Source organism: Roseovarius sp. 10 (assembly GCF_033100315.1).
Taxonomy (GTDB): Bacteria; Pseudomonadota; Alphaproteobacteria; order Rhodobacterales; family Rhodobacteraceae; genus M30B80.
The window spans coordinates 20,316-33,108 of sequence record NZ_JAWLVH010000001.1; the positions used below are offsets into that span (position 1 = coordinate 20,316).

Annotated in this window: 12 protein-coding genes; all 12 read left to right on the forward strand. The window is 44.6% G+C overall.

Annotated features, from left to right (window positions below):
* Nucleotides 1–222 precede the first annotated feature (222 nt).
* The 12 genes from RYZ18_RS00110 to RYZ18_RS00165 all read left to right on the forward strand — a co-directional run bounded on the left by RYZ18_RS00110 (nucleotide 223) and on the right by RYZ18_RS00165 (nucleotide 12,790).
* On the forward strand, nucleotides 223–1,554 hold the full coding sequence (locus RYZ18_RS00110) for a flippase (protein ID WP_317654299.1): 1,332 nt from the start codon (nucleotides 223–225) through the stop codon (nucleotides 1,552–1,554).
* Between the two features lie 49 nt (nucleotides 1,555–1,603).
* Complete coding sequence (locus tag RYZ18_RS00115) at nucleotides 1,604–2,362, forward strand: FkbM family methyltransferase (protein WP_317654300.1); 759 nt, start codon at nucleotides 1,604–1,606, stop codon at nucleotides 2,360–2,362.
* Between the two features lie 835 nt (nucleotides 2,363–3,197).
* A complete protein-coding gene (locus RYZ18_RS00120) occupies nucleotides 3,198–4,136 on the forward strand; it encodes a UDP-glucuronic acid decarboxylase family protein (RefSeq protein WP_317654301.1) in 939 nt (312 codons plus the stop codon).
* Nucleotides 4,129–5,046 (forward strand): hypothetical protein, encoded by a 918-nt coding sequence (locus RYZ18_RS00125; protein WP_317654302.1) that lies wholly within the window; start codon nucleotides 4,129–4,131, stop codon nucleotides 5,044–5,046. The genes RYZ18_RS00120 and RYZ18_RS00125 overlap by 8 nt, the downstream gene beginning before the upstream one ends.
* A complete protein-coding gene (locus tag RYZ18_RS00130; protein WP_317654303.1) occupies nucleotides 5,043–5,864 on the forward strand; it encodes a class I SAM-dependent methyltransferase in 822 nt (273 codons plus the stop codon). Before RYZ18_RS00125 ends, RYZ18_RS00130 begins: the two co-directional genes overlap by 4 nt.
* Before the next feature lie 18 nt (nucleotides 5,865–5,882).
* Complete coding sequence (locus RYZ18_RS00135) at nucleotides 5,883–7,004, forward strand: glycosyltransferase family 1 protein (RefSeq protein WP_317654304.1); 1,122 nt, start codon at nucleotides 5,883–5,885, stop codon at nucleotides 7,002–7,004.
* A 9-nt stretch (nucleotides 7,005–7,013) separates the two neighbouring features.
* The gene (locus tag RYZ18_RS00140; protein ID WP_317654305.1) at nucleotides 7,014–7,982 is read left to right on the forward strand and encodes a GDP-mannose 4,6-dehydratase; all 969 of its coding nucleotides are present in this window, start codon (nucleotides 7,014–7,016) and stop codon (nucleotides 7,980–7,982) included.
* A gap of 34 nt (nucleotides 7,983–8,016) precedes the next feature.
* Nucleotides 8,017–8,745: an FkbM family methyltransferase gene (locus RYZ18_RS00145; protein ID WP_317654306.1), complete on the forward strand. Its 729-nt coding sequence runs from the start codon at nucleotides 8,017–8,019 to the stop codon at nucleotides 8,743–8,745.
* 162 nt (nucleotides 8,746–8,907) lie between these two features.
* A complete protein-coding gene (locus tag RYZ18_RS00150; protein ID WP_317654307.1) occupies nucleotides 8,908–9,708 on the forward strand; it encodes a glycosyltransferase family 2 protein in 801 nt (266 codons plus the stop codon).
* Complete coding sequence (locus RYZ18_RS00155) at nucleotides 9,696–10,466, forward strand: glycosyltransferase family 2 protein (protein WP_317654308.1); 771 nt, start codon at nucleotides 9,696–9,698, stop codon at nucleotides 10,464–10,466. The genes RYZ18_RS00150 and RYZ18_RS00155 overlap by 13 nt, the downstream gene beginning before the upstream one ends.
* 188 nt (nucleotides 10,467–10,654) lie before the next feature.
* Nucleotides 10,655–11,512, forward strand: coding sequence for a hypothetical protein (locus RYZ18_RS00160; protein ID WP_317654309.1), 858 nt, complete (start codon nucleotides 10,655–10,657; stop codon nucleotides 11,510–11,512).
* 651 nt (nucleotides 11,513–12,163) lie between these two features.
* Complete coding sequence (locus RYZ18_RS00165; protein ID WP_317654310.1) at nucleotides 12,164–12,790, forward strand: DUF268 domain-containing protein; 627 nt, start codon at nucleotides 12,164–12,166, stop codon at nucleotides 12,788–12,790.
* Nucleotides 12,791–12,793 lie beyond the last annotated feature (3 nt).

Below are 12,793 nucleotides of genomic sequence, written 5' to 3' on the forward strand. Positions count from 1 at the left end.
ATTCAGTAGAGGATCTGGAACAAGTAAGATGTTTTCAAATCTACATATGATCGCGCTGTTGGTAAAGAATCAAAAAATAACGAATTTATCATATTCGACTCCTCAAGTTTCAGCCAGCTAGTATCTATTGTGCGTTTGGTATTTGGGCTCTCAGATTAAGAAGAGTGTATATGAAACGCGTGACTAACAACATCCACAGTCGTTTTCAGTTGAAGAACAACAATGTCTTTGTTTAAGGCAATCAATTCAATATTTCAGATATTGGTTCCGGATACTAACAGTCAGGGCTTTAGACGATATTTTTTAAACACATCGTGGCTCTTCGCTGAACAAGTGTTGCGCATAATAGCAGGCCTTATCGTCGGCATATACGTAGCTCGATATTTGGGACCCCAGCAATTTGGTGTTTACAGTTATGTCATAGCATTTGTCGCGATATTCGCCACTGTAGCCCGATTAGGTATCGATAGTGTTTTAGTACGCTACCTGGTAAACAATCCCACTGCAGGTGACTTATATTTAGGTACTGCATTCTGGCTAAAGCTTGTAGGATCGTTTCTTACTCTAGGCTTGATAGCGGTTACCGTCAAATTTAGCAGTACTGAAGCTGATAATAAAATTTATATACTGATAATTGCCAGTGGCCTGATTTTACAGTCGTTTGACGTAGTAGATTGTTATTTTCAATCTAAGGTTTTATCAAAATATGTATCAATTTGTAGATTGGCCCAGCTGGGATTATCTTCGACATTGAAGATTTATTTAATGTTCATTGAAGCTGATTTATTTTGGTTTATAATAGTATTGCTGATCGATCAATTATCACTAGCTGCTTTTTTGTCGTTTTCTTATTGGAGGCAGAATACAAGTTGTTATCTTACGGTTTTTGATAAAGGTATTGCATGGACTGTGCTTAAAAGCTCATGGCCGATTATCGTGTCTAGTGTCGCGGTAAGTCTGTACATGCGCATAGATCAGATTATGATCATGGAAATGATTGGAAACAAACAGGTTGGTGTCTACTCCGCGGCGGTGCGATTGTCAGAAGCTTGGTATTTCGTACCATTGGTTATCGCTAAATCTTTATTTCCAGCTATACTAAATGCAAAAAAAATAAGTGAAAAATTGTATAGTGACCGACTTGACTTATTTTTTCGTACCATGATTTATCTAGCTGTATTGGTGGCAATATTTGTTACATTTTTTTCAGAACGAATTATAATAGGGATCTACGGAGCTGATTATCGAGAGGCAGCTTCTGTGTTGGCTATTCACATTTGGACTGGTATATTTGTTTCGTTGGGTGTTGTTAATGGATATTGGTTTATTGCCGAAAACCTCCAAAAATTCTCAATGTTTAATACGTTATTAGGGTTAGTTGTTAATATTATCTTGAATTATTTTCTTATGCCTGTTTATGGAGCGTCCGGGGCCGCTGCTGCAACACTTGTTTCTTATGGATTTTCTGCTTATTTTTTATTAATGATTTTTAGTGAAACTAGGGTCCAATTTTTTAAAATAACATTTTCAATTTTTCCAAAAATATCTTCATGAATGTGCTTATAAAATCTTCGATAAGATTTTTCACTTTTGAGGGCTTGAAATGAATGCGACAGTCAGAAAAAAAATAAAAAAATTAGCTGGTCAAAAAATAGCTCGACATATTGAAGGTATCAGGGCAAATTTTCATAATAGACGTGGGAAATTATCATACTCACAGGATGGCGAAGATATAATTTTATCATCACTGCTTTTAAAGATACATGGAGAAAATTTCATAAGAAATGGATTTTATGTAGATATAGGGGCCCATCACCCATATCGCTTTTCAAACACATGCCTTTTCTACAAGCGGGGCTGGAGCGGTATTAATGTAGATGCAATGCCTGGAAGTATGTATGCATTTAGAAAATATCGTTCCCGAGATGTTAATCTTGAAATTGGCGTTGGGCATAGGGCTGAAGGATTAAAGTTCTATGTATTCAATGAACCAGCTCTCAATACCTTCGATGAAAGCTTGGCAAAATCACGATGCAATGAAGTTTGGCGCATTATTGCGACTGTTGACGTTCCAGTTCTTCCTTTATCTGCAATACTAAGGCAACATGTACCTTATGGACAAAAGATTGATTTTTTATCTGTCGACGTAGAAGGTCTTGACCTTGAGGTGCTCAAGTCGAACGATTGGGAGGAGCATCGACCACTTGTTGTTGCCGTTGAAATATTGGGTTTGTCGCTTGAGAATCTGGCGTCGAACCCATTGTTTCAATATATGAAATCCGTCGGGTACGTCGTGTATGCAAAAACAATAAATACGACTTTTTTTGTAGATTTTTCATTTTCTCAAAAGTTACTAGAGTAAAATCTTACTTGAATTAGCGCGACTTTAAAATAAAAATTTTTAAGTTGTATATTTCGTTTTGTGAATAAAAAATTTTTTTATAACAATGGTATTTGATAAATTATTTCAAGTATCTCTAGAACTTTTTGGAGGTTTAAAGGTCGTACGTTATAGTGACATGTAATTTTTACAGATTAAAAAGTGGACTGTGAGTTATGTGAATATTGCCTTTTATTATTGTATCTTGTTGCGCAGGTTTTTCACGAATTTTACATTTCTTTATTTTTAAAATACTTTATTCGTCAAGGTAAGTATATCAAGCCACCGATGATAGTGAGCGTAGTTGAGGTTCTAGCCTCTTTCATGTGCTTAGTGGTCAGAGTGAACAGCGCAATAATTTTTATAAATTATACATTTTTTAGCGAAATTTTAATATTTTAAGGCAAGAGAGTACTTAGGCGTGAAACACATTATATATTCAACACGCTTAACAAATTTTACTTCCTCGTTTGTGTTGGCCTCTAAGGCTGTTGCAACATAAATATACGAAAAATTCATATCGATGAAAAAATTATACCATCCCCTTTTTGATCGCAGCGTATCTGCTGGTAATAGTGTTTCGATGTATCTTATAGTCAAGCTGCTTATATCAGTAATTCAAGTGATGCTCATGAGAGGTCCTGGATTAGATCGATAGGAATTGATCAGATAGTGCACGGTTTTTGGTCAAAAAAGAAAGTTATGGATTTTACGCATGTTAAAGGGTGCGGCGCAGTTAATTTTTTTGTACAAGGTAACAGTAGTTGCGAAATTGGGTTCTGTAACCCACGCAGCTATATTTTAGTGAGGAAGTAACATGAAACGAATTTTGGTTACAGGCGGTGCTGGTTTCTTAGGTTCTCATTTGTGTGACCGTCTTATCGAAGACGGAAATGATGTTCTGTGTGTGGATAACTTCTTCACCGGTAGCAAAGCAAACATTGCCCATTTGATTAGTCACCCTTACTTCGAGCTTCTGCGTCATGATGTTACGATTCCACTTTTTGTGGAAACTGACCGTATTTTCAATCTCGCGTGCCCAGCGTCGCCGATACACTATCAGCATGACCCAGTTCAGACCACAAAAACCAGTGTGCACGGAGCAATTAACATGCTTGGGTTGGCCAAGCGTGTGAAAGCGCGGATTTTTCAGGCATCAACTAGCGAAGTATATGGAGATCCAGAGGTTCATCCTCAGCACGAAAGCTACTGGGGAAAGGTGAATCCCATCGGTCCTCGAGCCTGTTACGATGAGGGAAAGCGCTGCGCCGAAACTTTGTTTTTTGACTACCAACGGCAACATAACTTGGACATTAAAGTTGTTAGAATATTCAATACTTATGGACCTCGCATGCATCCAAATGACGGTCGTGTTGTGAGCAATTTCATAGTGCAGGCTCTCAAAGGTCAAAATATTACCATTTATGGCAACGGTCAGCAAACTCGGTCTTTCTGCTACGTAGATGATCTTATTGACGGGTTTGTGCGGATGATGAACAGCGGACCTGAGGTCACTGGGCCGATCAACATGGGGAACCCTGGTGAATTCACCATGCTGGATCTGGCTGAGAAAGTGTTAAGCTGTGTTGGCGGCAAATCCAAACTCACATTCCATCCACTTCCGATAGATGATCCGAAACAGCGTCAGCCCGATATTACACTAGCGAAAGAAAAGCTTGGATGGAGGCCTCAAGTTACTCTTGAAGACGGGTTAAAAGAAACCGTCAACTATTTTAGGAATGCTCTTAATGTCTGATTGGCAGCTGAAAACGCCAGTAGCTCTTATTATTTTCAATCGTCCAGATGCGACGGAACGAGTTTTTTCTGCTATTGCAAGCGCACGCCCCCCGAAGCTCTTGGTAATTGCTGATGGGCCGCGCGGAGACCGAGTGCAAGAGGCTGAGAAATGCGCTTTAACGAGGGCGATTATCGACCGTGTGGACTGGGATTGTGAGGTACTTACAAACTTCTCCGATAAAAATCTTGGTTGCAAAGTGCGTGTATCTAGCGGCATAGATTGGGTATTCGACCAAGTTGAAGAAGCCATTATTTTGGAAGATGACTGCCTGCCTCACCCTACTTTCTTCAGGTATTGTCAGGAACTGCTAGTGCGTTACCGCCACGATCAGCGTATTGGCTTAATAAGTGGAGATAACTTTCAATTCGGCCGACGTCGTAATGACGACAGCTATTATTTTTCAAAATATGTCCATATATGGGGCTGGGCCACTTGGCGTGACCGCTGGGTGGCCAATTATGACGTGGCTATGTCTAACTGGCCGCGGATCAGAGATGGGGGCTGGTTATCGGACATTTTTGATCATGGGCGCGAAGCTTTTTTTTGGCATAATATTTTTGAGCGGGTGTATCGCGGGGAGATCGATACTTGGGACTATCAGTGGGTATTTGCAAACTGGCTGCAAGGTCGTTTGACAGTACTCCCGACTGTCAATTTAGTGACCAATATCGGTTTCGATGCGAATGCCACACACACGACAGGTCGCAGTGAGTTGGCTAACTTGCCTGTCCAAGCGATCACGTTTCCGTTGGCTCATCCAGTGGGTATCATTCGGGATAGGCGGGCTGATGCCTTTAGCAAAAGAAAATGTTTTCAGGTTCCTTTGATGAAACGGATCCAGAATAAATTTTTAGGAGCCATGACGTGACTATTGAAACACAAATTGCCCATAGTGATGATTGCCCCATTTGTTCAGAGAGAATGAAGCAGTGTTTCTCGGCCCAGGTTCTTCGCAAGTATCAAGCAAATTACGAAGTGTGCGATCGATGCGGCTTCCTGCGTGCGCGAGATCCACACTGGCTTAATGAAGCGTACACGAGTGCAATTTCCAGTGCCGATACGGGATTGGTGATGCGGAATATTTCAATCGCGAGTAAGTTGTCTGGGGTTCTTTACTGGCTTCTGCGTGATAGAGGCGCGGGGGTATATCTTGATGCTGCCGGTGGCTATGGGGTTCTGACACGACTGATGCGTGACTTTGGGTTTGATTTCTATTGGAATGATGAATTCTGTGAAAACCTTATGGCGCGTGGATTTGAATATAATCCTGAGATAGGGTCGTGCAATGCTGTCACGGCTGTCGAGGTTTTCGAACATCTGGTCGATCCTGTCGCGTTTGTCAGGGAAATTCTCAGTTATTCCGGCGCCAAGACACTCATTTTTACAACGGAACTTTATTCTGAGGGAGATCCTCCCGCTGAATCTTGGTGGTACTACACGTTTGCTACTGGGCAACATATCGGTTTCTTCCAGCGCCGAACTATGGAAGCGCTTGGTGAACGGTTAGGCCTTAAATTTGCAAGTGCTAATGGGATACACATATTTTCTGAACACCAAATTGATGAGGCAAGGCTCGGTGTGGTGACAGGGCGCCTGATGACGCACATTGCTCCTATATGGGTGCGAAGAAGGTTGGGCTCTAAAACGTTCAGCGACCATCTACTGATGCTCGAGAAAATGGCCTGAAGTTTTAAAGCTAGAGGCATGAAAATTTCATATGATACGCAAATATTTTGTTCGCAGACCTACGGTGGCGTATCCCGCTATTTTTGTGAGATTGCATCCCGATTGTTTGAAGATCCCGGGCTTGAAATATCGATTGCTGCGCCGCTTTATATAAATTCTTATTTACCAAATCTTCCGTCAGGAATCGTAACGGGGTTTCGTGCCCCCAGGGTTGAGCGGTTTAATTCAAAATACCTCAAACTATTGTTTCGGGGAGCCGGGCTCATGTTAGGAGATATAGCCCTACGTACACAGTGTCCAGATATCGTCCATGAGACTTATTATTTTGCACAACCGCTAGGTCCACGACATGCTCGTCGGGTTTTAACCATTTACGACATGATCCACGAACGCTTTCCTTCGGATTTTCCGCTAGCAGACAAAACTAGCAGGTATAAGGCTGCTGCGGCAAAGAGAGCAGACCACGTTATCTGCATTTCAGAGGCAACGCGAGCAGACGTTATTGAGTTTCTCAACTTACCACCAGAAAAGATTTCTGTAATTCATCTTGGTTTTGACCTCATGAAACCTAGAACAGAAGCATTTGCTAAACTAGGGGGTAAAACTGACGGCCCGTTCTTACTATATGTTGGCAATCGAGGCGGCTATAAGAATTTTCTTCGATTGTTAGATGCGTATGCATCTTCTCCGACATTGCGTTACCAATTCAAGCTAGTCTGCTTTGGAGGAGGTCCATTTAGTGCCGAGGAGCGAGAAAAGATCACACGGTTGCATTTGACAAGTGACCAAGTCGTTCAATTCGGCGGTAACGATGAGATATTGTCTGGTCTTTACGCGCGAGCAAGCGCCTTTGTTTACCCCTCACTATATGAGGGTTTCGGCATTCCCCCTCTAGAAGCGATGTCGCATGGCTGCCCAGTGGTATGTGCAGCCACTAGTTCGATTCCCGAGGTGGTGGGAAATGGTGGCGAGTATTTTGATCCAGCCGATATTGGGTCGATTAGGGAGTCCATTGAGCGTGTTGTGGGCTCAGAAAGTCATCGGGATGTGTTAGTCAGGAAGGGCCGCGCTCGCCTTGACAGTTTTTCATGGGATCGCTGTGCTCATGAAACGTTGAACGTTTATCGTAGACTTGCCTAGGAGCGAAAGATGAAACGTGCTCTGATCTGTGGTGTTTCGGGCCAGGATGGATCCTATTTAGCAAAATTTCTGCTTGAAAAAGGATACGAGGTTTGGGGCACATCGCGGGATGCACAAGCTCGCTCACTCACCAACTTATCCTATCTTGGAATACGTGACAGGGTCAAAGTAATCTCGATGGTGGCCAGTGATTTCAGAAGTGTAATTCAAGCCATAAGTCAAAGTGATCCCCACGAGATTTATAATTTATCGGGACAAAGCTCAGTGGGGCTCTCGTTTGACCAGCCTGCAGAAGCGCTCGAAAGCATTGCAACCGGCACGCTAAATCTTCTAGAAGTCATCCGGTTTATTGGTGCCCCAGTCAGGTTTTACAATGCAAGCTCCGGTGAATGTTTTGGCGATATTGTGACGGGTCTTGCTGACGAGAATGTACCGTTTCAGCCGCGTAGCCCATATGCCGTAGCGAAATCGACTGCACATTGGTTGGTCGATAATTACCGCTCTGCTTACGGGCTTTATGCTTGCAATGGGATTTTATTCAATCATGAGTCGCCGTTGCGTCCCACGCGCTTTGTGACACGTAAGATCGTTCGCGCGGCTGTGCGTATTGCGCAAGGCGCAGATGAGAAACTTACGCTAGGTGATATGGCGATCCAGCGTGACTGGGGTTGGTGTGCCGAATATGTGGATGCTATGTGGCGAATGCTTCAACTTGAAGCGCCAGAAGATTTTGTAATTGCGACAGGGGAGGCTAACTCTCTTAACGATTTTGTTGAGTCGGCTTTTTCTCAGTTAGGATTGGATTGGCGTCAGCATGTAGTTCAGGATGCAAAACTATTCCGCCCTTCGGAGATTCGATATAACTGTGGTGACGCAGGAAAAGCACAACGCATTTTAGATTGGTCGGCTCAGAACAAGATGCGCGACGTGATCAGAGCAATGATCCATTATGAGCGTCAATTAACCGAACGAAATTGATTAGATCACACTTATTTTTAATTCGGGTGAAGTGATGCTGAAGCGTTCAAGACAAAAAATTAAAAAACTATTAAATGCGTTTGGGGTCGAAGTGCATCGCTATGATCCGGCTTCGTCACCATCGGCACGCCTGATCGCGGCACTACAAGCATTCGATATTGATATTGTTGTCGATATCGGTGCAAACGAGGGGCAATTTGCAAAGGGATTACGTGCGGGGGGGTATACGCACAAGATTGTATCTTTTGAGCCTCTTGCTCACGCACATGCCAAGTTGCTGGAAAACAAGAGGCATGATCTGGCTTGGCAGGTGCATCCGCGCTGCGCTTTGGGTGATCAGCACGGTGAAATTGAATTAAACGTCTCAGAAAACTCCGTTAGTAGTTCGGTTCTTCCTATGTTTACAACGCATAGCAGTGCTGCACCCAACTCGGTTTACGTTGGATCAGAAACAGTGCCGCTGACCACTGTTGATAAAGCTGTTTTTCCCTATCTTGAGAATGCTTATGCACCGTTATTGAAAATCGATACACAAGGCTATGAATGGCAGGTCCTAGATGGAGCCTTGATGACGCTGCCGAAGGTAAAGGGCATCTTGATAGAGTTGTCTCTGGTGCCGCTTTACCGGGGCCAGCATCTTTGGCGAGATTGCGTTGACCGCTTGCAAGCTGAAGGGTTCGAATTGTGGTCGTTGGAGCCCGCATTCCTTGACCTTGAAGTCGGGCGCACGCTTCAGTGGGATGGCTTGTTTTTTCGCTCATGAGCCAAGCCGTCTCCGCTATTTGGGGACTCTATTGATTGCTCATTATCTTTTTTGTGGTGTTTGGTGAGTTCTATGACAATTATTTTTTTGGCTGTGGGTGCATGGTGGATTGTGAGCATTGCTGGTTGTACGCAGCTTAAACGCTGCTGGGGAAGTTAGGCCATGCATGAGTTGCCACGTATTACGGTGGTCACACCCAGTTTCAATCAGGCGGTATTCCTTGAACGAACGATTTGCTCGGTTCTCAATCAGGGGTATCCCAATCTTGAGTACATTATTGTCGATGGTGGCTCTAAGGATGGTAGCGTTGAGATAATTAAAAAATATGAGCATCGCTTAGCTTGGTGGGTGAGTGAGCCGGATGGCGGCCAGACTGCTGCTATCAACAAGGGACTACGTCGTGCGACTGGAGACTGGGTGGCCTGGCAGAATTCGGATGATGTTTATCTCCCGGGAGCTCTTATGCAAATGGCCGAGACAGCCCGTATCGCGCCGAATGTTGACTTGATACTTGGCGACATGCAAATCATTGATGCAAATGACAACATAGTTCGGGGCCAGCGGTATGTAAGGCCCACTTATAAAGCTTTATTGGCAGAAGGCATGGTACTAACCAATCAGGCTGCGTTTTGGCGGCGTGAATTGCACGATAATATCGGCTGGCTGGATGAAACGCTGCAATTCGGTTTTGATTATGAATGGTTTTTACGTGTGCTTCGGGTTTCCGACAGTGTACGGCATGTGCCTAATTTCTGGGGTGGTCTTCGTTACCACGATGCCACAAAGACTAGCACATGCTTGTCCAAGTTTGCGGATGAGTACTGCGTTATTCTCAATGGCAGAACGCTACCTCTCTGGCAGAAACGCCTTTATCAGGTCCGACGTTTGTTGCTCACCCTAAACTATGGCCATTTTGACTACGTGTTGCTTGGGATACTCAACCGTTTAGGGTGGCGAAACTGAAAATATCCGTTATCACCGTTTGCTACAACAGTGCGAGTACTATTGAACAAACGATCCACTCAGTATCTGGCCAAACGTGGGCTGAAACTGAACATATTGTAGTTGATGGGGGGTCGCGCGATGGCACTTTGGGCATTCTTGCTCGTCATCAAGAGAAATTTGCGAATGTTTTATCCGAGCCAGATCAGGGCATTTACGATGCGATGAACAAGGGCATTGCTTTGGCTACAGGTGAGTTGATCGGGTTTCTCAATGCTGATGATGTTTACACCGACACCGAGGTGCTTGCCAGGGTGGCCGATGTAATGGGGCGCGAGGGCCTTGATGCAATGTTCGCGGATGTTGAATTTTTTTCTGCCGACAACACGATGCATTCTGTGAGGCGGTATCGATCTGCACATTTTGCGCCCAGTCGCATTGCTTGGGGTTGGATGCCAGCACATCCAACCCTGTTCCTCCATACTCGTGTTTTCGAGCAATTTGGTACGTTTCGTTCCGATTATCGTATTGCAGGTGATTTCGAATTGGTTGCCAGAATATTTCATGCGGGTGGTCTCAAATATCGATACTTGCCGGAGGTACTAGTGCGCATGCGAACCGGCGGGGCTAGTACGCGGGGATGGCGTAATACTCTGCAACTTAACCGGGAAGTACTTAGAGCTTGTAAGGAAAACGGCATTTACACAAACCCATTAATGATTTTATCAAAATATCCTTTAAAAGTATTAGAGTTCTTTTTCAAAGGACGAGAGATTTAGAATGTCCAAAAACATTATCTTGCGGGCATTTTAAGATGCTAATTCTGTATGACGAGTTGTTGGATCCTGGTGCCAGTGTGGTATCGATCGAACCCGCTATGTATAGGGTTTAGATACACGTGGGGGTTTATCATAGATATCTTAGTGGGAAATCCACAGTCATTTGGGGCAAAATTTAGAGACGCTGGATGGCAGTATCCCGCAACGAACTACATGACCGCCGCCACCTAGATATCTGGGGTCAGGATACGGCGCTTTTGGTGATGACCTATTCCAAAATGGAAAAATACTTGCCCGCAATTCGGCAGAACCTGGACCTGTTCTGGCCAAACCGCCCTGAAATGCTGATCGCTACTGATGGTGCGGCCGCAGGAGAGGATGTGTTTGTAGGAACATCTGCTTCGTTTCTTGCCCTGTTGTCCGAAGCTTTGGACGAGCTGCGGTTGCGCTTTCCCAAGGTTCAATATGTGTTTGTCCTTCTCGAAGATCTTTGTCCATTGGCTCCCGTGGATGATGCCAGATTGACGGAGGCCTTCTCGGCGCTCAAAGCCGCAGGCGGACAATATATGCTCAACCATTGGCCAACCAAGCGTCACCGCCCGTGGAAGGACGAGAATTGGGACCTTTCAGCGTCTCTTTCACAGGGGCGCACAAGGTTGATGCCCATGTCCCGGGGCTATGAAACCTATAATTCTTTGGTGGCTTGCATCTGGAGCGTGACTTATCTTGAACAATTGATTAGCGTCAAATTGGCTCGCGGCATTGGCGATCCATGGGGGTTCGAGCGGTATTTGGATGGCGCGCAGGAGCAGCATTACGTCCTGGAAAACGCATGGCCCACGTTTGCAAATGGCTTCATGATCGCAGGGCGCGTCAACGCACGATGCGTCACCGCACCTGCCTTTCCCGCATCACCCCTGATGTCTCAACTGCGCCGCGAATATTGCGGAGCGGACAGTTTCGTGCGGGCGTGCCTGAAACGGTTCAACGATCGGATGGCGCGGTCATGGCGCAAGCGATTTAGGCCGAAAAATGCCGACAAATAGGACAAAAGCGTTACACAGCAGGCTGATTTTCCCCCGCGCGAACCGACAGCTTCGATGAGATGCGCGTTATTCCGGCGATGAATATTGTGTTGAGCCACGCTGCCCGGCTCAGCTCAAACGGTCCATTTGCCCAAATTCACCCTTCCTTGATGCGCCTATGGCGGTTTCAGTTTTTCCGCTGTTAGCGGTTATTTGGTAACAAAAAGCTATCTGTCCTGGACGTTTGTCTAGGAACCCTGACTTGGTTTCACGTCCATTTCGAATCTTGTATACCTATGGTGATTCACTCGTATCAGCAGCATCGGTCATTAGAGTGGAAACAATATACATGGCAGAGATTGGGTCGTTCTTCATATTGATCCCTTGTAGGGAGAGGATCCATGGGGTGAGCTTATGTACGCGGATGTGGTAAACTACGCGCAGTAGGGATCGAGTTGGTTGGCTTTATGAGAGTGGTCGCAACGAAGTTGACACGGGCCACATTGTATAATTTAGTTTCACAAATTTATTGAATTGACGCTATAATTTTATTAGTAGAGGTACATCGTGCGTCGAAAATTTATTAGAAAAATCAGTAACTTAAACAGACTTTTGAATGATTACAGAGTCTGGCGTCGCTACGGGGGTGCGGTCGACAAGTTCTTTTGCATTATGACTGATTTTAATTCTTCCGCAGGCGTAATGAAGGGGCATTATTTTCATCAGGATTTATTAGTAGCGAGTTTAATATTCGCAGATAATCCAACCCGCCACATAGATATTGGATCTCGCGTTGATGGTTTCGTAGCACACGTTGCGAGCTTTAGGCCGATCGAAATTTTGGACATTCGAGACCTGCCGTCAAGTGTTCATGAAAACATCATTTTTACTCAAGCAGATTTGACCCAAAATATAGATTTAGGAGTTGTAGACAGCATCTCATGCTTGCATGCGCTAGAGCATTTTGGTTTAGGTCGCTACGGTGACATGATCGATCCCGAAGGCCATCTCAAGGGGCTTCGGAACCTTGTTGACGCTTTGAGCCCGCGGGGAAAATTATACGTTAGCTTTCCAATTTCCAACTCACCCCGCGTTGAGTTTAATGCACATCGGGTCTTCACCCCAGATTGGATACTTGGCAGACCTGAAGTGACTGATAACTTGGATATGGTCAGGTTCGATTTTGTCGACGACAAAGGTGATCTGCATACCAATAAAAAACCATGTGACGCGATTTCATCAGAATTAAAATACGGCTGTGGGATTTATACATTCGAAAAGAGTAAGATGTTCAAATGATAG

Bases quoted from the DNA above. Each gene is read 5' to 3' on its own strand.
- RYZ18_RS00150 (WP_317654307.1), top strand. From the start codon at position 8,908: ATGCATGAGTTGCCACGTATTACGGTGGTCACACCCAGTTTCAATCAG.
- RYZ18_RS00165 (WP_317654310.1), top strand. From the start codon at position 12,164: ATGACTGATTTTAATTCTTCCGCAGGCGTAATGAAGGGGCATTATTTT.
- RYZ18_RS00135 (WP_317654304.1), top strand. From the start codon at position 5,883: ATGAAAATTTCATATGATACGCAAATATTTTGTTCGCAGACCTACGGT.
- RYZ18_RS00110 (WP_317654299.1), top strand. From the start codon at position 223: ATGTCTTTGTTTAAGGCAATCAATTCAATATTTCAGATATTGGTTCCG.
- RYZ18_RS00120 (WP_317654301.1), top strand. From the start codon at position 3,198: ATGAAACGAATTTTGGTTACAGGCGGTGCTGGTTTCTTAGGTTCTCAT.
- RYZ18_RS00140 (WP_317654305.1), top strand. From the start codon at position 7,014: ATGAAACGTGCTCTGATCTGTGGTGTTTCGGGCCAGGATGGATCCTAT.
- RYZ18_RS00145 (WP_317654306.1), top strand. From the start codon at position 8,017: ATGCTGAAGCGTTCAAGACAAAAAATTAAAAAACTATTAAATGCGTTT.
- RYZ18_RS00115 (WP_317654300.1), top strand. From the start codon at position 1,604: ATGAATGCGACAGTCAGAAAAAAAATAAAAAAATTAGCTGGTCAAAAA.
- RYZ18_RS00160 (WP_317654309.1), top strand. From the start codon at position 10,655: ATGGCAGTATCCCGCAACGAACTACATGACCGCCGCCACCTAGATATC.
- RYZ18_RS00125 (WP_317654302.1), top strand. From the start codon at position 4,129: ATGTCTGATTGGCAGCTGAAAACGCCAGTAGCTCTTATTATTTTCAAT.